This window comes from Microbacterium neimengense, from assembly GCF_054782995.1.
Window position 1 is genome coordinate 84,470 of sequence record NZ_BAAGRK010000003.1, and the last position, 18,436, is coordinate 102,905.

General features: G+C 68.0%; 17 protein-coding genes and 1 tRNA gene. 10 read left to right on the plus strand and 8 right to left on the minus strand.

From position 1 onward, the window contains the following. The first annotated feature begins 22 nt into the window (after window positions 1-22). The 3 genes from pstC to pstB are packed head-to-tail and all read left to right on the plus strand — an operon-like array spanning window position 23 to window position 2,867. On the plus strand, window positions 23-970 hold the full coding sequence (pstC, locus tag ACYVJS_RS03025; protein ID WP_460737649.1) for a phosphate ABC transporter permease subunit PstC: 948 nt from the start codon (window positions 23-25) through the stop codon (window positions 968-970). Window position 971: 1 nt separating this feature from the next. Further along, entirely contained in the window at window positions 972-2,063 is a 1,092-nt protein-coding gene (gene pstA / locus ACYVJS_RS03030; protein WP_460737651.1) for a phosphate ABC transporter permease PstA, read from the plus strand. 24 nt (window positions 2,064-2,087) lie between these two features. Further along, window positions 2,088-2,867, plus strand: a complete 780-nt coding sequence (pstB, locus tag ACYVJS_RS03035) for a phosphate ABC transporter ATP-binding protein PstB (RefSeq protein WP_460737653.1) — start codon at window positions 2,088-2,090, stop codon at window positions 2,865-2,867. Window positions 2,868-2,979: 112 nt separating this feature from the next. Here the strand turns inward: pstB and ACYVJS_RS03040 are convergent, their stop codons facing one another. Continuing rightward, entirely contained in the window at window positions 2,980-3,864 is an 885-nt protein-coding gene (locus ACYVJS_RS03040; protein ID WP_460737655.1) for an aminodeoxychorismate lyase, read from the minus strand. Between the two features lie 198 nt (window positions 3,865-4,062). Between ACYVJS_RS03040 and ACYVJS_RS03045 the strand changes: the two genes are divergently transcribed. Continuing rightward, a complete protein-coding gene (locus ACYVJS_RS03045; RefSeq protein ID WP_460737657.1) occupies window positions 4,063-4,458 on the plus strand; it encodes a hypothetical protein in 396 nt (131 codons plus the stop codon). 109 nt (window positions 4,459-4,567) lie between these two features. Here ACYVJS_RS03045 and ACYVJS_RS03050 read toward each other — a convergent pair whose 3' ends face one another. From ACYVJS_RS03050 to ACYVJS_RS03060, 3 genes are all read right to left on the minus strand, one after another. Further along, the gene (locus ACYVJS_RS03050) at window positions 4,568-4,984 is read right to left on the minus strand and encodes a GntR family transcriptional regulator (RefSeq protein ID WP_460737659.1); all 417 of its coding nucleotides are present in this window, start codon (window positions 4,982-4,984) and stop codon (window positions 4,568-4,570) included. Then, window positions 4,981-5,841, minus strand: coding sequence for a hypothetical protein (locus ACYVJS_RS03055; RefSeq protein WP_460737661.1), 861 nt, complete (start codon window positions 5,839-5,841; stop codon window positions 4,981-4,983). Before ACYVJS_RS03055 ends, ACYVJS_RS03050 begins: the two co-directional genes overlap by 4 nt. A 489-nt stretch (window positions 5,842-6,330) precedes the next feature. Continuing rightward, window positions 6,331-6,403: transfer RNA gene (locus tag ACYVJS_RS03060), tRNA-Lys, on the minus strand. An 89-nt stretch (window positions 6,404-6,492) separates the two neighbouring features. Between ACYVJS_RS03060 and ACYVJS_RS03065 the strand changes: the two genes are divergently transcribed. From ACYVJS_RS03065 to ACYVJS_RS03075, 3 genes are all read left to right on the plus strand, one after another. Further along, on the plus strand, window positions 6,493-7,131 hold the full coding sequence (locus ACYVJS_RS03065; protein WP_460737663.1) for a DNA-directed RNA polymerase subunit beta: 639 nt from the start codon (window positions 6,493-6,495) through the stop codon (window positions 7,129-7,131). Between the two features lie 188 nt (window positions 7,132-7,319). Continuing rightward, window positions 7,320-7,871 carry a helix-turn-helix domain-containing protein gene (locus ACYVJS_RS03070; RefSeq protein ID WP_460737665.1) on the plus strand — a complete coding sequence of 184 codons (552 nt, stop codon included), beginning with the start codon at window positions 7,320-7,322 and terminating at the stop codon, window positions 7,869-7,871. Continuing rightward, window positions 7,861-8,349, plus strand: a complete 489-nt coding sequence (locus tag ACYVJS_RS03075) for a YbaK/EbsC family protein (RefSeq protein ID WP_460737667.1) — start codon at window positions 7,861-7,863, stop codon at window positions 8,347-8,349. Before ACYVJS_RS03070 ends, ACYVJS_RS03075 begins: the two co-directional genes overlap by 11 nt. A gap of 21 nt (window positions 8,350-8,370) precedes the next feature. Here ACYVJS_RS03075 and ACYVJS_RS03080 read toward each other — a convergent pair whose 3' ends face one another. After that, window positions 8,371-10,479 (minus strand): heavy metal translocating P-type ATPase, encoded by a 2,109-nt coding sequence (locus ACYVJS_RS03080; protein WP_460737669.1) that lies wholly within the window; start codon window positions 10,477-10,479, stop codon window positions 8,371-8,373. 83 nt (window positions 10,480-10,562) lie between these two features. Further along, window positions 10,563-11,033: a MarR family winged helix-turn-helix transcriptional regulator gene (locus ACYVJS_RS03085; protein ID WP_460737671.1), complete on the minus strand. Its 471-nt coding sequence runs from the start codon at window positions 11,031-11,033 to the stop codon at window positions 10,563-10,565. Between the two features lie 77 nt (window positions 11,034-11,110). Between ACYVJS_RS03085 and ACYVJS_RS03090 the strand changes: the two genes are divergently transcribed. Further along, window positions 11,111-12,001: an SDR family NAD(P)-dependent oxidoreductase gene (locus ACYVJS_RS03090; RefSeq protein WP_460737673.1), complete on the plus strand. Its 891-nt coding sequence runs from the start codon at window positions 11,111-11,113 to the stop codon at window positions 11,999-12,001. 90 nt (window positions 12,002-12,091) lie between these two features. Here ACYVJS_RS03090 and ACYVJS_RS03095 read toward each other — a convergent pair whose 3' ends face one another. Together ACYVJS_RS03095 and ACYVJS_RS03100 are read right to left on the minus strand one after the other, a co-directional pair. Then, on the minus strand, window positions 12,092-16,225 hold the full coding sequence (locus ACYVJS_RS03095) for an Ig-like domain-containing protein (RefSeq protein WP_460737675.1): 4,134 nt from the start codon (window positions 16,223-16,225) through the stop codon (window positions 12,092-12,094). A gap of 128 nt (window positions 16,226-16,353) precedes the next feature. Beyond that, window positions 16,354-17,028 (minus strand): TetR family transcriptional regulator, encoded by a 675-nt coding sequence (locus ACYVJS_RS03100; RefSeq protein ID WP_460737677.1) that lies wholly within the window; start codon window positions 17,026-17,028, stop codon window positions 16,354-16,356. Window positions 17,029-17,111: 83 nt separating this feature from the next. Between ACYVJS_RS03100 and ACYVJS_RS03105 the strand changes: the two genes are divergently transcribed. Next, window positions 17,112-17,972, plus strand: coding sequence for an SDR family oxidoreductase (locus ACYVJS_RS03105; RefSeq protein WP_460737679.1), 861 nt, complete (start codon window positions 17,112-17,114; stop codon window positions 17,970-17,972). Window positions 17,973-17,985: 13 nt separating this feature from the next. Beyond that, window positions 17,986-18,435, plus strand: a complete 450-nt coding sequence (locus ACYVJS_RS03110) for a hypothetical protein (protein WP_460737681.1) — start codon at window positions 17,986-17,988, stop codon at window positions 18,433-18,435. Window position 18,436 lies beyond the last annotated feature (1 nt).

Genomic DNA, 18,436 nt, shown 5'->3' on the forward strand with positions numbered 1-18,436 from the left:
GAACACGACGAGAAAGCGATAGATGACAGCCACCGCCGCGGGACCCACCCGCCCCGCTGCCAAACGGCGCCCCGGAGACATCTGGTTCTCCGGCTCCGCTCTGGCCGCCGGCAGCATGATCCTGGTGACGCTCGCCGCCGTGGCGATCTTCCTCATCATCCAGTCGATCCCCGCTCTCGGAGCAGACGCCTCCCAGGCATCCCTCCTCTCCTCCAACTTCTGGGCCTATGTCGCGCCGTTGCTGTTCGGCACGGTCTGGGCCGCCTTCCTCGCCCTGCTGATGGCGGTTCCGCTGTCACTGGGCGTCGCCCTCTTCATCACCCACTACGCACCGCGCCGACTCGCGCAGGGCCTCGGCTACATCGTCGACCTGCTGGCCGCGGTGCCTTCCGTCGTCTTCGGCCTCTGGGGCATCCTCGTGCTCGCCCCCGCCGTGCAGCCGGTCTACTCCTGGCTCAACGACAACGCCGGGTGGTTCCCGCTCTTCTCCGGCGATGTGTCGGCCACCGGCCGCACGATCTTCACCGCAGGCATCGTGCTCGCCGTCATGGTGGTCCCGATCATCACCGCCATCTGCCGCGAGGTGTTCCTGCAGACGCCGAAGCTGCACGAAGAAGCCGCTCTCGCCCTCGGCGCGACCCGCTGGGAGATGATCCGCATGGCCGTGCTGCCCTTCGGCCGGTCCGGGATCGTCTCGGGCGCCATGCTGGGCCTCGGCCGCGCTCTCGGTGAGACCATGGCCGTCGCCATGGTGCTCTCGACCACCGGCGCGGTGACCTGGCAGCTGTTCACCTCTCAGAACCCCTCGACGATCGCCGCGAACATCGCGCTGACCTTCCCCGAGGCCTACGGCACGAACATCAACGTGCTGATCGCGACCGGCCTCATCCTCTTCATCGTGACCTTCGTGGTCAACGCCATCGCGCGCTGGATCGTCAGCCGCCGCAAGGAATTCTCGGGGGCGAACTGACATGACGATCACCGAATCCGCTGCACCCGCGCGCATGACCTCCGGCGCACAGCTGCGCGCCGGACGCCTCGCCGGCTGGTTCCCCTGGGTGCTGCTGGGCGCATCGCTTGCCGCGATGTTCGCCGTCTTCGCCATCCTCGGCACCGCGACGGGCGACGGCATCAACGTCGCAGGCTGGCTCGTCTCGGCGGCGCTGATCTACCTCGCCCTCATCACGGTCATCTCCACGATCGTCGAAGGCAGTCGCAAGGCCGTCGACCGCCTCGTCACCGGCGTCGTCACGAGCGCGTTCCTCATCGCAATGGTGCCGCTCGTCTCGGTCGCGTTCACCGTCATCGCCAACGGTGTGGCCCGCTTCGATGCGACGTTCTTCTCCTCCTCGATGCGCAACGTCGTCGGTGAGGGCGGTGGCGTCGTGCACGCCGTCTGGGGAACGGTGCTGATCACGCTCGCCGCGGCGATCATCTCCATCCCGATCGGACTACTCACCTCCATCTACCTCGTCGAGTACGGTCGCGGACGCCTCGCCCAGGCGATCACCTTCCTCGTCGACGTCATGACCGGCATCCCCTCGATCGTCGCGGGTCTGTTCGCGTACGCCCTCTTCGCGCTGTTCTTCGGGCCCGGCATCCGGATGGGCATCATGGGCGCGGTCGCGCTCGCGGTGCTCATGATCCCGGTCGTCGTGCGCTCGAGCGAGGAGATGCTGCGGCTCGTGCCGAACGAGCTGCGCGAGGCCTCGTACGCGCTGGGTGTGCCGAAGTGGCTCACGATCGTGAAGGTCGTGCTGCCGACCGCGATCGCGGGTATCACGACGGGCGTCATGCTCTCGATCTCGCGCGTCATCGGTGAGACCGCGCCGCTGCTGATCACGGCCGGCTTCACCGACTCGCTCAACTACAACCTCTTCGACGGCCGCATGCAGACGCTGCCGGTCTTCGTCTACACGCAGTACGCGAACCAGGGCATCCCGCCCGAGGCGTACTGGGATCGGGCCTGGGCAGCCGCTCTCACCCTGATCGTCATCGTCATGCTCCTCAACCTCGTCGCCCGGATCGTCGCGAAGGTCTTCGCGCCGAAGACCGGCCACTGATCGCCCGAGAGAAAGAACCCCTTCGTGTCAAAGAGCATCGAAGTCAACGACCTCAACGTCTACTACGGCGACTTCCTCGCCGTCGAGGGCGTCGGCCTCCACATCCAGCCGCGCAGCGTCACGGCTTTCATCGGTCCGTCGGGATGCGGCAAGTCCACGTTCCTTCGCACTCTCAACCGCATGCACGAGGTCATCCCCGGCGCGCGCGTCGAGGGCGAGGTGCTGCTGGACGGCGAAAACCTCTACGGCCAGGGCGTGGACCCGGTGCTGGTGCGCCGCCAGATCGGCATGGTCTTCCAGCGCCCGAACCCGTTCCCGACGATGTCGATCCGCGAAAACGTGCTGGCCGGCGTCAAGCTGAACAACAAGCGCATCTCGAAGTCCGACGCGGATGCCCTCGTCGAGCGCTCCCTGCAGGGCGCGAACCTCTGGAACGAGGTCAAGGACCGCCTCGACAAGCCGGGCTCCGGTCTCTCGGGCGGTCAGCAGCAGCGTCTGTGCATCGCCCGCGCGATCGCCGTCTCCCCCGACGTGCTGCTGATGGACGAGCCGTGCTCGGCCCTCGACCCGATCTCGACCTATGCGATCGAGGAGCTGATCGACGAGCTCAAGAGCGAGTACACGATCGTGATCGTGACGCACAACATGCAGCAGGCATCGCGCGTGAGCGACAAGACCGCGTTCTTCAACATCGCCGGCACCGGCAAGCCCGGAAAGCTCATCGAGTACGACGACACCTCGACGATCTTCACGACGCCGAGCGTGCAGGCCACCGAGGACTACGTCTCCGGCCGCTTCGGTTGATCCGACGGCACCCGTGAGGGGCGGTCGCGCTTCGGCGTGACCGCCCCTTCGCGTGAGGCCCCGTTCTCCTGCCCGAGTTGCGTGGCAGGTGCGCCGAGCCGATGGATGCGGGTCAGTCGCGCGGCGAGAGCAAGTACGCGTTGAGCTCGGCGGTGAAGGCCGCGTCATACGCCAGCGGCGCACCGTCGACGGAGGTGATGCCAGCGGCGAGGCGCACGCTGGAGACGAGCCAGGCCGCATCCGCTTCGCGCAGCGCGTCGACGCCGAGCGTGGCGTAGTCGACCTCGAATCCGCGCTCGGCGAGGTGCGCGAAGAGGCTGAGCTGCGTCGTGCCGTGCAGGATGCCGGCGCCCGGCGCCGGCGTCACAAATCGGTCGCCCTGGCGCAGTACGAGGGAGGAAGTGGGGCCTTCGAGCAGCACGCCGTCGCTCGTGACGAAGACGGCGTCATCCGCATCGCGACGGTGGGCCTCGCGGATCGCCGCCATGTTGGTCGCGTAAGACAGCGTCTTCGCCCCCAGCAGGAGCCACGGCGCACGCTCGGGTGCGCCGCTGTCGTACCCACGATCGAGCAGGACGACGCGGATGCCGTCGCGGCGCGCACGCGTGTTGTCGGGCGCCTCGGCGACCGTCACCCAGGCGGTGGGCGTCGGACCGTGCTCGACGCCGCGGCTCAGAATGAGCTTGATGACGCACTCCCCCGCCGGGCATTGGGATGCGGCCGCGGCAACCGCCTGCTCCCACTGTGCGAGGTGGGGCACGGGAAGATCGCAGAGCCGCGCCGAATGCGCGAGACGCTCGAGGTGCGCGGACACCTCCTGGGCGTGCCCGTCGACGACGCCGATCGACTCGAAGATGCCGTCACCGCGCTGCGTGCTGAGCTCACCCACGCTGAGCGCAGGCGCCGCCGGGTCGATCGGCGTGAAGGTGCGGGAGAAGTCGGTGCGCGCGTCGTCGGATGCGGCGGGTGCGAGCAGAAGTGCGAAACGCCAGGCCATTCCCCGAGCCTACGCGGGCGGAATACCTCGCGGCGAGGCTCCGTTACACTGGAACAGCCGGGCCGCAGTAACCCCGGGCTCCAACTTCTGCCGCTGCGAGCGGCCTTGCGCCGAGAGGCGTTTCTGCGGCCTGGCACTTATTTTCTCAGGTGCGCTTCTGCCAGATCAGCGAGCCGACGGGTTCGCTAGCCTGGTCCCGTGCTGACGATCAACGTCGACCGCGACTCCGTCGCGATGGGAGACGATGTCCAGAGTCACGCCGAGAGCTGGGAAGTGCCGGACGATGCAACCCTCGGCGAAGTGATCGTCCGTGCCGTCGACGAGTTCTACCTCGCGTCTGTCGCGGGCCGCGTCGCCTGGACATTGGAAGACAGTGCGGGACGGCTGCTCGCCCTGATCGAGATCGACGGGCTGTCGTGGCCGCGCCGAGCGGCCGTGCAGTCGTTGTGGTGGGCGGGACTACAGCGACGGATCAGCGACGACGGCAAAGCGGACGACGCCGGGCAGTACACGTTCTTCTTCCGTTACCACTCCGGCGGTCGCAGTCTCGCCTGGGACGAGTTCCGTACCTGGGTCGTCCCGCACCGCAGCTAGCTTTGGTGTTCTTCACGCGTTGGGCGCCAGGGCCTGAGTTGATGCCGGGAGAGCGATAGCGACCCGCGTGCTGGGAGGGAGCGCGATCGCGGGGGGATCGTTCACCGGGTCATCCGTTCTGGCCCAGATTCGCGGGCTCGCGGTGGCGCTCTGCTACCCCGGAACGCGCTTGCACGATCACCCGGAGTACGTCGATGACGTCGTGGGGATCCGTGTTCGTCGCGGCGGCTTCGTCGACGAGCTCGCGGAGCTTCTTGATCACCGATCGCGGCAGCACCGCGGCGGAGTCTGCCACGCGGGTCCCGGCGGCGGTCCGGCTGACGACAAGCCCGTCCTGCTCGAGCATCTTGTAGGCCTTCGCTGCGGTTCCTTGCGCGACCTTCAGGTCTGCAGCGGTTTGACGAACGGTGGGAAGCCGCTCGTTCGCGCCCAACTGGCCGGAGACGATGAGTCCGCGAAGCTGCCGGTAGATCTCGATCGCCGAGCTGTTCTCGTCCGTCGCCGCGACTGCCGAACGGGCGGTCATCGTGTTGCCTCCGCCGTCGCGGGCAGTACGGCAGCTTCGCGTAGGTCGCGGATCACCCGCCGGCGGCGCAGGCCGGCGCCTGCGACCAGGAGCAGTAGCGTGAAGCCTGCGATCTCCAGGAGCGGGGCACCCCAGCCTGCGGCGACCGCGAGTTCGGCGTATCGCCAGGTGGCATCGTAGGGGTTGTCGCCGTTCTGGCCCATCACGGTGAGTTGAGAGCCGGATCCTGCCCTCGCGATGAATCGCCAGGCGCCCGCGAGCGTGAGGAGCATCGCCGCCGCCGTCACGCGCGTGACGTTGCGCGCGGTCTCGCGGCGCGCAGACCGTTCGGCGACGACGGTTTCCGCGCGCAGATAGGGACGTGCCGCGTTGCGATCGAGCGCGAACCAGGCAACGGTGAGGAGGGCACCCAAGCTGACGAGCACAGGGACCCCGTAGGTCCATCCGTAGAACGGCAGACGGATCGGGTCGATCGCGCCCTCGTTGGGAACCGGAATGACCAGCCAGGTGTACTGCCCCTGCCCGTCGGGCGACGAGGCGATACCGGCGGAGACGGTCGTCGCGGTGAGGGTGAGGCCGATGGCTCCCAGGCCGATGAGCGCGAGCCGGGAACTGAAGCTCCCCCAGCTGCGGCGCTCAACGGAGACGACGGCAGCCTCCGCCGGGGTCGTCCCCCGGATCACGATGAGGGCAAGAACGACGCCGATGCCGATGGCGGCGCATGCGATCGGGGTGGCGAATCGCCACCAGTGAAGCCGATCGGCGCCGGTGACGATGTAGCCGCGGAGCACGTAGTCGGCGAAGAACAACACGATCATCATGACCGCGACGATCGCGACTGCACGTTGCTCGGACACGTATCGTGCGCGAACCGATCGGGGCTCGACTGCCGGCAGCCGGCCCTCTCCACGAACGCGGTCCCCTGCGAAGAGGGCGAGGCCTCCCGCGAGCACCAGCGCCAAGACGAAGGAGACCAGGGGTTGCGAGAGAGCGGCGCCAATCAACTGCGTCGGGTCAAACATGTTCGCGCTGGTCGGCATCACGCATCCAATCTCTCTTGTGCCATCTGTCTATCACAACTTGTGACATCGCAGAAGCACAAGAGTGCGGCGAATCGACGTCTCCCCCGTGAGGTCGACGAAGATGTCGCTTCAGCTCCTTCGCATCTTCTTGGCACGAAGAGCGAAGACGATGGTGACGACGAGCACCGCGCGATTTCACTCGCTTATGAGAATGAACGGGATCTCGAGTTCCCCCCAGGCGGGGCTCTCTCGCGATGACGCTCACACGGCCGTCGCATTCAGCGAGCGCCGCGTCGGGCGACACTTCTCGCACGCGCAGCACGGTGGGCCCCGTGGGGCTCGAACCCACGACCCGCGGATTAAAAGTCCGATGCTCTACCGACTGAGCTAGAGGCCCGTGACCTCCAGCCTACTGTTTCAAAGAGCCTGCGTTCGCCGCGTTCGCTGCCCGTCGGTCGTGCGCGGAGCGCGGGTACCCTTGTGGGGATGACTGACGAGCAGCGGCCCTTCCACAAGCCCATTCGGCGCCCCGCCGAACTGTTCGACCGCCTGTTCTCGGGCGACGATCCCGCCGAAGTCTCGCGCATCGCGCACTCGACCGCCGCGGCTCTCCTGGCGCGCGTGCGTGCGGATCCGGATGCGGCGGTCGTCGACCGCCTCGTATCCTTCGCGACGGAGCACGGCATCGACGATGTCGCCGAGCTCTGGTCGCGCGCACCTGCGCGCTCTCTCCCGGGCGCGTTGTGGCGTCTCTACCTGCTGCAGGCGATGATCCACGACGACCCGCGCACCGCGGCGCTCCTGTACGAACGCGGCCGATCCGCACTCTCCTCGATCGACGACCTCGTCGCGGGCGCGCCGGCGCCGGCGGGGCCCGAGGAGTTGGTGGCGCTGATCGACATGATCCTGCGTGGACTCTTCGAGGGCGACTTCGCCGTCGCACTCGAGCGCGCCGCAGCGTTCTGCCGCGTGACGGCCGCGGGCGCCGTGCAACTCGCCGATGATTACGAGACGAGTGAGCCGGAGCGGGCGTCCTCGTTCACCACGCGGGCACTGCGTCTCACCACCTACGCGGAGGACCTCACCGCATCCGCCTCGCTCTGGCGCCGCGACAACCTCACCTGAGCCCGTCTCCATCGCGAGACTGCATCTACGGCACGAGATCACGGTGATTACCCGTGATCTCGTAGCTGAAGTGCAGTCTCGCGGCAGGGATGGCCGCGAGACTCTCGTCCCGCGGCTAGGCCCGAGCCTTGAACTTGCGCATACACGCCCACACTCGTATCGTTCTGTTTTCAGAACGGTGGTGCGACATGGATGATTCCGTCGGCGTACGACTGCGCCGACTGCGCGAGGCGCGCGGCGTGTCGCTCTCCGAGTTGGCTCGCGTGAGCGGGGTCGGCAAGGGCACGATCTCCGAGCTGGAGAACGATCGCCGAGGGGCACGCCTGGACACCCTGTTCGCACTGACAACCGCACTCGACGCACCGCTGGGCGCCCTCCTTGCCGGCAGCGGTGCGGACGCCCAGCCGGTCAGCGGCGCCTCGGTCTCCGCCACCCTGCTCGACAAATGGACGGTGGCCTCGACCCTGGTCGAGGCCTACCGCGCGACTCTCACGACCGATCTGCAGGAGTCCCACGCACACGCTCACGGCATCGAAGAGACGGTCACTGTCATCCGGGGCCGCATCCTCGTCGGACCGACAGACACCGCACAGGAGCTGCACGCAGGCGAGAGCGTTCGCTATCCGGGAGATGCGCCGCATCATTTCCAGGCGCTCGACGACGCGGCGGACGTCATCCTGCTCATGCACTATCCACCGCACACCGCATCCGAGGAAGGACCCCTCCCCCATGGCCGATGACCAGCACCTGCCCGAACGGAGCCGGATCGTCCAGCAGCACCTGACCGAGGCGGGGATCGTCTCGCAGGTGCGCGAACTGCCCGACTCCACCCGCACGGCCGCCGACGCGGCCTCCGCACTCGGATGCGAGGTCGGAGCGATCGCGAGCAGCCTTCTGTTCCTGGTCGACGAGGAACCGACACTGGTGATGACCAGCGGTCGCCATCGCGTCGACACCGACATGCTGGCTGCTCAGCTGGCAGCGGCGACGATCGTCATGGCCTCGGCGAAGCAGGTGCGTGCGATCACCGGGCAGGCCATCGGCGGCGTGGCGCCGGTCGGGCACCCGGCGCCGATCCGGACCGTCATCGACACCAGCCTGAACGACTACGAGACGATCTGGGCCGCGGGCGGCACACCACACACGGTCATGCCGCTGACGTTCGACCAGCTGCAGGCGCTGACCCGCGGCACCCCTGTCCGGGTAGCCGAGGACTGATCGGCGGGGATCCCACCGCGCCTACGCCCGGGCGACGTCGCCGAGCACCTCGCGGGTGCTCGTCTCCGGCCGCAGATCCAGACGACGCAGAAGCTGGGCGTTGACCGCGACCACCACGGTCGACGCCGACATCAGGATGGCTCCGACCGACATCGGCAAGACGAATCCCAGGGGTGCCAGCACCCCTGCCGCCAACGGCACCGAGAGAAGGTTGTAGCCCGCCGCCCACCAGAGATTCTGTGTCATCTTCCGGTACGTCGCGCGCGAGAGCTGGATGACGGACAGCACCGAACGCGGGTCCGAGCCAGCCAGGATCACGCCGGCCGAAGCGATCGCCACATCGGTTCCGGCACCGATCGCGATGCCGACGTCGGCCTGCGCGAGAGCCGGCGCATCGTTGACGCCATCGCCGACCATCGCGACGGTCCGCCCCTCTGCCTGGAGCTCTCTCACCCTGTCGGCCTTGTCCTCCGGGCGCACCCCCGCGAAGACGCGATCGATACCGAGCTGCCGGGCCACGGAGGTCGCCACCGCCTCTGCGTCGCCCGTGATCATCACGACCTCGCGCCGCAGCGCATGCAGCGCCTCGATCGTCTGGCGGGATTCCTCACGCACGGCATCAGCGAGACGCAACGCCCCGATGACCTCCCCATCGGCGAGCACGTGCAGGATGATGGCTCCCTCCTCGCGCCAGACATCGGCGACGGGCAGCTCCCGCACGTTCTCTTCGCTGAGCAGATTCGGTCCGCCCACCCGGATCGTCCTGCCGTCGACCGTGGCCGTCACGCCGACCGCCGGAGAGGATGTGGCATCCGATGCGCTCGGGATGCGTGCGCCACGTTCGCGAGCAGAAGCGACGATGGCACGGGCGAGCGGATGCTCGGAGTCCGCTTCGGCGGCGGCCGCCAGGGCGAGCACGTCGTCCGGCGTCAGCTGATCTGTGGCCTCGACACCGGTGACGGCGGGCTCCCCCTTCGTCAGCGTGCCGGTCTTGTCGAAGAGCACGGTGTCGACGATGCGCATCCGCTCGAGCGCGAGTCGGTCCTTGATCAGGACGCCACCACGGGCCGCGCGCTCCGTCGCGATCGAGACGACGAGCGGAATGGCGAGACCGAGCGCGTGCGGGCAGGCAATGACGAGAACGGTGATCGTGCGTATCACCGCCTCATCGGGCAGTCCGACCAGGGTCCACACCACGGCCGTGATGACCGCAGCGCCGAGGGCGAACCAGAACAACCAGGCCGCGGCTCGATCGGCGATCCGCTGCGCCCGCGACGACGAGTTCTGCGCCTCGGCGACGAGTCGCTGGATGCCGGCAAGAGTCGTGCCGTCGCCGACCGCGGTGATTTCGACCCGGATGGACGAGTCGGTCGCGATGGTTCCCGCCACCACCGCCGCGCCCTCGGCGCGGGGCACCGCGCGAGACTCGCCCGTGATCATCGACTCGTCCATGCTGGCCGCCCCGGCGATGACGCGACCATCGGCCGGAACGCGCCCACCGGGGCGCACCACGACCACGTCGCCGACCCGGAGGTCAGAGGGGGCGACCGTCCTCGTGGCATCGCCGTCGACGATCTCGGCCTCGTCGGGCAGCAGGGCCGCCAGAGAGTCGAGCGCCGATGTCGTCTGCGCGAGCGAGCGCATCTCGATCCAGTGGCCGAGCAGCATGATGACGATCAGAAGCGCCAGCTCCCACCAGAAGTCGAGCTCGTGATCGAGCAGCCCGACGCTCGCGCCCAATGATGCGACGAACGCGACCGTGATGGCGAGTGCGATCAGCAGCATCATCCCGGGTCGAAGCGCTCGCACCTCCGAGACAGCGCCCGTGAGGAACGGCCATCCTCCCCAGAAGTACATCACCGCCCCCAGCAGCGGTGAGACCCATCCGACCCAGGCATCGTCGGGGAGCGGGTAGCCCAGCAGCATCGAAAACATGCCCGAGAAGGCCACCACCGGCACCGCGACCACGAGCATGATCCAGAAGAGCCGACGGAACTGAGCGACATGGTCGCCGTGACCAGCGTGCCCACCGTGCGCGGGCCCGCCTTGCGTCATACCGGCGTGCTGTTCGTGGTCGTGGTTCTGGTGGCCCGCCTCATCGGCGTGGTGCGCCATGTGATCGTGTGACATCCTGCCCTCCCTCGACGAACGACGTCCGCGCTGACCAGGATACCCCCCTGGGGTATTACGAAGGGTGGCCGACCCGTTCCCGGCTATTCTCCGGCGGGGCGATTGAAGCTGTGGAGCAATGAGACGAAGGTGCGGAGATCCTCGAGCGACCAGCTCGCCGTTCGCGCGAAGAACTCCTCACCGCGCACTTCCAGCGCACGAGCGACGTGAGCCCTCCCATCCGAGGTGAGTGAGACGCGAACAGCCCGGCGATCATCGGGGTCCGGCGCGCTGTTCACGAACCCGAGCGCCTTCATCCGACCGATGAGCGAGCTCGTGGAGCTTCTATCCATCGCCACCGCCTCCGCGACCGCACTCGGCTTCGCGGGCCCGTAGGCATAGAGCCAACGAGCCACATGGAAGGCGGCCGGCTGCAGGTCGGGATGAAACGCCGCTGCCGACCGCTCCGTCAAGGCGCGGGACGCGCTCAGGAGGGCATTGAGTTCCGCCCCCAACTGCAGTTCGACGGCATCGCGGTCATCGTCAGCATCGCAAGCTTGCTCACTAGTGGGCATATCTCCATCATTTCAGATACGGTTGGTATATCCCCACGATATCCGCTCCATGCGCACGGAAGAATGAGCAGCCCACCATGTCCACACCCTCGAGAGCCCGCGTCGCCGTCATCACCGGTGCGACAAGCGGGCTCGGTCAACTCACCGCCGTCCAGCTCGCCTCGCGCGGCGCTCATGTCGTGATGACCGCCAGAAGCGCCACTCGCGCCGAGCACACCCGATCGATGATCATGGAGGCCGCGCCCGATGCCGTCGTCGACGTCATTCTCGTCGACCTTGCCCGCACCGACGATGTCGCGCGCGCAGGCACCGAGATCGCTGGACGTCATGACCACGTCGACATCCTGATCAACAACGCGGGCATCCACGCATTCGAACAGCGCGTCACGGATGAGGGGTATCCCGAGATGATCGCGGTGAACTACTTGGCCCCGTGGGTACTGACCCGGACGCTGCTTCCGCGGCTTCGTGCGACGCCGGGGGCCCGCATCGTGAACGTCGGATCCGAGGCATCTCGACGGCACGGCCGACTCGTCCTGCCCGACGATCTCACCGACACAGCGACCTTCACCGCCCGCGGCTCCTCCCCCATCTATGGCAAGACCAAGCTCCTGGACATCATGTTCACCCTCGAGCTGGCCCGCCGCCTCGAAGGCTCGGGGGTGACGGCGAACGCGGTCGACCCCGGCTTCAACGTGACCGGACTCGGCCGCGAGCTCGCCTTCGCTCCCGCTCTGGCGAGACTCCTGAAAGCACTCCACGTGGGCGATCCCCGCCGCGGCGCGGCACTCATCACCGCACTGGCCACCGACCCGGCTTTCGACGGAAAGACCGGCGGCTACTACACGGTCCGGGGAACGAGAGCCATCACGCCGACGGCACCCGGCGACGATCCGGGGTGGCAGGCACGGCTCTGGGCCGAGACGGAGCGACTGCTCGGCAGCGAGCGACAAGGACACCCGCACTGAGGCGACTCGCAGCATCCGCCCCGTTCTGCACGCTCGACAACGGACGGGGTGGGGTTGTGCACCCCACCCCGTCCGCCCGTTCGGGCGACCTCAGCTCATGCGGATCCGCCGACGCGCGACCAGCAGCATCATCGCGATTCCGACAATCAGGAGCAGCGCCCCCAGCACGATGCCGGTGGTCCACAGCGCACCGCCTGTAGCTGCGAGCGGCGATGAGACCGTCACCTCAAGAGCGACCGATGCGAGCTCGGAGGAGGCTGCGAAGGCACGCAACGTGTGCACCCCCGCCGCCGCATCCGCCGGGATGGTGACCGTCGTCTGGAACGATCCGTCCACCCCTGCGGTCGCGTTGCCGAGGACGACGGGCACCGAGTGCAGCTCGAGCCGCAGCTGAGTGCCCGGGGCGAAGCCGGCGCCGCTCACCGTCACCGGGTCGCCCGCCTTGACCGTCTGCGCCGACAGGGACAGCGCCGCCGTAGCAGCCGGAGGCTCCTCCCCACCGGGCTCCTCCCCACCCGGGGCATCGCCCGCAACGGTCACCTCGACGGCATCCGTCGTCGTCTTCACGCCCCCTGCATCGGTCACCACGGCCGTGAAGGCAACCTTGGTGCCCTTATCGGCCTTAGCCGCCTGCCAGGAGAAGGCATATGGGGAGACGCCCGTACGACCCACCGACTGCCCGTTGGCGAACAGCTCCACGGACATGACCGCGAAGTCATCCTTCGCCCGAACGAGCGGAGCGATGGTGTCACCGACCTCGATCGTGAGTCCGGCGCCCGGGTCGACGATCGCCGCCGCCGGCGCCGCGTTCTCCACGGCACCCACGGTGGTGGGCACACCGGCCGGCTCAACCGCCTTCGGGTCGAGGACCGTCACGGTGGACCCGTCCGCCGAGAGACCGTCGACGAGACTGCCGCGCACTGTCACCGGCGCGTCGGTGCGCGGCGCCGTGCCCGACGCGTCCCGGTTGGCTACGCCCACACCGTTGCCGGTCACCACCGACCCGCGAACCTCGACGGCGCCCGCGTCGCGCAGCTCGACGCCCACGGCGGATGTCGGCGCCGCATCGAAGCGGTTTCCGGTGATGCGGCTCGATGCGACGAACCCGTCGAACCCGCTCGTGTAGCGCACGCCGACCTGCGGCTGACCGGCGTTCTGCGCACCCTCGATGACGGTGCCCGTCACGTATCCGTGCTGACGGATGCCCGCCCGCAGCAGATTCGCCGCGTCACCATCGGCCCCGCGGGCGCCGTCGAACAGAATGCCGCCCGATTGGAACCCGGTCACACGGCTGTCCGCGATCGTGAGCTCGGTCTCCACCGTCCCGGCCCCGGCCCCCTGCAGGAAGTTCGTCTTTACGACACCCCATCCGTGCGGGTGCGCAGCGCGCTCTTCAGGGGTCGTGGCCGTCTTCAGCGGTCCGATCACGCTGTCGCTGATGCGACCGGCCGTGTTGACGAACGCGACGCCCGCCTCCGCCCACACCGAACCCGAGGTGATCGTGACGCCGGAGATGTCGACGAACAGCTCGTTGGTGTCGGTCGAGCCCAGCGACTGCCGCGACACCGTGATGACGTTGCCGCCCGTGTCGCGCAGATACGGCGTCGAGCCCTCCAGCGTTGCGAGCTTCTGATCCGGCATGATGGTCACCTTGTCGGCGCCTGCGCCCTTGATCTTGAGGGGCTTGGCGATCGTCAGACCGTTGGTCGCGCCGGGCGCGAGCGCCGCGACGGGGTTGCGCCCCGCGATGGTCGGCGTCGAGCGCTCCTGGTACGTCCCCTCGCACACCACGATCGTGTCCCAGGGCGATGCGAAGTCGATCGCATCCTGGATCTTCGTGAAGTTGGCGTTCGGGCACTGCGCCTTGTCGTTGTCGACGACCCACGTCACGTTCGACGCGGGATCGGCCACGGTGTCGGGCAGCGCGAGCTCTCCAGCGGCGATGTCCGTCTTCTCGAGGAACGCCTTCGGGCTCGGACCCGAGGTGGGCTCACCAAATCCGGCGCCCGCGTTCTTCGCCGTGCCGTCCGAAAGGATCATCGGCGTGGCCGTCGCCGCCTCCTGGAACCGCACGTCAGCGAGCTGGATCGATCCCGACTCCGGCGTGCCGTCGACCCCGAATCGCAGTTCGAGCTTCGCGAGCGAGGACACGTCCACACCCTGCGCGGTGAACTCGGCGAGCGGCACACGGATCTGCTCCAGCACGATGTGGGTCGACGGCGTCTTCGTGCCCGTCGCCATGTGCAGCGCGTTGCCCCAGCGCGGGTCACCGGCGCGCACCGCAGCCGCCTTGCCCGCGGTGTCGGTCAGCACGATGTCGAAGTCCTGGCTGGATGCGGAGGGGTTCCACATCACATCCGCCGCCGGCGCTCCGGGCTCACGCGACGCATAGCCGGGGTTGCGCGGATCGAAGAAGTTGACGTCCGTCGACAGCGCGAGCGCCTTCATGCCGCTGGCGTCCTTCGAGGCCGCCGGGATCTGGGCGGTCAGCGTCGCAGGCGAACCCTTCTCCCACGCGAGCGAAAGCTGCCGTCCGTAGGACTGGTTGATCGGCGAGTTCTCACGAGTGCCGTTCTGTCCGCCGATCTCCGCCTTGCCCGGCAGGGGGCAGGCCTTCGCGCCGGTCGGCTGACCCTCGATGCCGAGCACGCTGGTCGAGAACTGGTTCGGCTCCGGGTTGCACCAGTCGTATCCCAGCGTCGGCTGAGGACGCGGAGTCACACCGTCGTTGTCGAGGTAGGGGTTCGCGAATCCCGTGCCGCTGAGCGATCCGCCCAGCGCGTTGAGCGTAAGCGGGTTCTCCACCTCGGGGCGAATGATGTCGATGCGCTCGTTGGACGGCGCGAAGTAGGTCGTCGACACACGATCGGCGCAGGAGATCGCCGTGTCACCCGCGGTGATGCTCGGACACGCGGATGCGGGCACCTGGTTGTGCGTGGTCGTGTTCGACAGCTCACCGGTCATGTACGGCTCGAACGCGCCCTCGCCGCCGACGTAGCGACGGAAGAAGGCGGCCATCGTCGCCAGGCCCAGCTTCTCCTGCGCACCCATGCGCGCCGGGTCACCGGAGATCTTCGTGTTCACGAGGGGGTTGTAGGTGTCGGAGTTGTCAACGCGGTACGACCACGGGTCGTAGCTGGCGGCGCCGCTGAGCCGGTGGTTGGTGGCCGCGACATTGCTGGTGCTGGACGGTCGGGTGTCACCGCATGCGGCGTCGCCGCTCGTGTTGCCGTCCTGGCCGTCGGCGAACCAGACGGAGTTGTACCAGTTGTGGTTGGCGCCCAGGTGCGAGACCTGGATCGACGGGAAGGGGTTCTCGCCGTTGACGTACTGGCTGCGCTCGAAGAATCGAGCGCCCTGGAGGTTGGAGACGTCGCCGTCGCACCAGGGAAGAACGGACATGAAGGGCACGCCGTAGGGCGCTTTGCGCTCGTAGTCGACGGGCGCGAGCGCGATGACACCGCGCAACGGGTACCGCGGTCCATCGGTGCGGATGCGGTTGTAGTCGATGAAGCTCGTGACGGCGTCGCCACCGCGGGAGTGACCCATGAGCCCGATGCGCGTCATGTCGAGCTTGCCGACGAGGGTCGTGCCGAGCGTGGTGTGCTCGTCGACGGGCAGACCACCGGGCTGGTTGGCTGCGGTGAGCGCGTCGAGCGTCGCGGCGATGAGGAGCCGTCGCTGGTGCATGCCCTTGCCGCTCGTGTTGTCCTGGCGCATCATGAGCTGGTCCTGGGACACGGAGAAGACCGTGTAGCCCCACGTCGCCAGGTTCTCACCGAGGTACGCGTAGCCCGCCTCGTTGCGCTTGAACTGGTTGCACGAGAGCGTCGCGGTCGAGCCGTTGACGTCGCATGAGCCGTGGTTGCCGTGAACCAGGACGAGCACGGGCGACGGCTCCCGACGGTCGCTCGGGTAGTAAAGGGCGCCTCGGATCTCTATCTCTTCGGCCGCTTGCACAGAGCCGGCCGTCGGCGCATTGCCCTGGGAGTTGGGCTCCTGCAGCGCGACCGTGCCGAGCTTCGTCTCCTGGATCGTCGCGGCGGCGAACGGCCCGCGCGCGGTGGGATCGGGAAGCGTGTCCGGGTCGAGCACGTCCCCGACCGCGGCCGGAACGGCCACTGTCGGGGAGGCGGCGACCGCGGGCGCGGCGGGGAGAAGCAAAGCGGCGATGATGGGAATCGTGGCGAGCGCGCGCGAGCGCGCGGAGCCGAGTGCCTTCACGGCGTCCTCTTCCTGCGTTCGGGTGACGGACGGATACGTCCACCCCGGAACCTAGAGAGGCGGTGTTTCTCGGATGCGCTTCTGTGTTTCCGCTGTGTAAATGCTCTGCCCAGGCTGAGTACTTACGCTCAGTCGGAGCGCTCGATACCGGTGACGAGCAGGTCGATGGCGAAGGCGCGTCGAGCCTCCTCCCCGGGTCCCGTGAGCAGGGCCGCGGCTCGCGTGACCCGGGGGAACCGGTCGGGATCGGCCTCTTCGTACGCCACCCGCACGCGCCCCCGCTGCGCCGCTCCACGAGGATCCTCGTGACGCACGGCACGCTCGACCGCGGTGGATGCCGCGAACTGGGCTATGAGGTCGACCGCCAACGCGGCGCGATCCTCCGGCACACCTCCCGCATCCATCAGAGCCAACTCGTGCTCGGCGAGTCGTAGCGCACCGGGAAGGGTGGGAATCGTCCCGAGCGCGACCGCTCCGAGCCCCGGGTAACGACCGAGAGCGTCGATGGTGTTGCCGATCGTGGCGGCGAGCGCCTGCTTCCACCCACCACCGGCGATCTCGACGAGTGCCACCTCGCTGTACGCCGCATCCAAAAGGTGCTCGAGCAGCACGTCACGGTTGGCAAAGTATGCGTACAGGGATGCGGGGCCGGTCGCCACGCGATCCGCGACCTGTCGAAGAGTCAGCGCCTCCACGCCACCGGCCCGCACGAGTTCCTTCGCCGCATCCAGAATCGCCTGCCGCGATAGCGGAGGCTTGGCGGGTCGTCCGCGCCGCGATCGCACTTCCTCTGTCGAAGCCATGCGTCGAGAGTAGCAGTTGACACGAACGCCGTTCGTAACGAATACTGTTCGCGAACACCATTCGTGATCGAAAGGAGTGCGTGATGTCGGTTCTGGTGGTGGGTGCGAGCGGTGCCGTGGGTGGCGCGGTCGTCGAAGGACTCCTTGAGCGCGGAGCGGAGGTCCGTGCGACCAGTCGTTCGCCCGAGAAGCTGACTCTGCCCGCATCCGTGCAGACCTTCGCAGCAGATCTGGACGACCCCGCCTCGTTTCCGGACGCGCTCATGGGCGTCGATCGGGTCTTCCTCTATGCCGACCTCTCCGCGCCGACGCCGCTCGTGGACACTCTCGCCGCCGCCCGTGTGCGGCATGTCGTTCTCCTGTCGTCCAGCGCAGTCACCCAACCAGCGGCCGCCGAGGACTTCAACGGCGCCCGCTTCCTTCGTGTCGAACGGGCGGTGAAGGAGTCGGGACTCGCCTACACGTTCCTCCGGCCCGGCGGCTTCGCCAGCAACGCCGCCCGATGGAGCTGGAGCATCACGCACGACGGCGACGTTCCACTCCCCTACCCTGAGGCGGTTCAGACACCCATCCACGAGAAGGACATCGCCGATGTCGCCGTGATCGCGTTGACCTCGGACGCGTTGATCGGACGGACGCCATCGCTCAGCGGCCCCGAACGGCTCACGCTGCGGCAGCAGGTCGAGACCATCGGCGATGTCATTGGGCGCACGCTGACGGTGACCGAACTGACCGAAGCAGACTCGGCGGCGATGCTCTCGCGTCACGTCCCAGAGGTCTGGGTACGCCAGATCATCAAGGACTGGCGAGAGGCCGTCGGCGCCACGCCTCCCCTGTCGGACGAGTACACACGCATCACCGGCAAGTCGTCTCGCACGTTTCGCCGATGGGTCGAAGACCACAAGGGCCTGTTCCACGGGGAGGACAGCCGACGCCGCGGATGATTGGGTGGTTCGTATGCCGCAACGCCTCTACCCTCCGACCGGGCTGATCAGCGCACGTGTGCCGGGAGCGGACGACGTCGTGCTCGTCGACGACGACAGGCTTCTCGTCGTGGTCAGCATCCGAGCATTCCCGGAGGGACTCGAGGCGCGACTCATGGCATGCAGCGCTCCGGGCATCGATCTGCGAGACAGGCTGCTCGTCAGCCCCAATGCCCCGCGGGACGGGCGGGTGCCCACGCTCGCACTCAACGAGACGGCGCAGGCGGAGCCGTTCACAACAGTCAGCGGCGGGGGCGGCGAACACAAATGCGATCTCCTTCTGTATACAGCCGTCCCCGACGACGTGACCGTCGACGGAATCGTGTTCCACTGGCCGGAGTTCGGTATCCACGCAGAGTTCGCCGTGGACGCCCGCGCAATCGCGGATGCGCGGGCGAGAGTCCATACTCCGCGCTGGGCGTGAC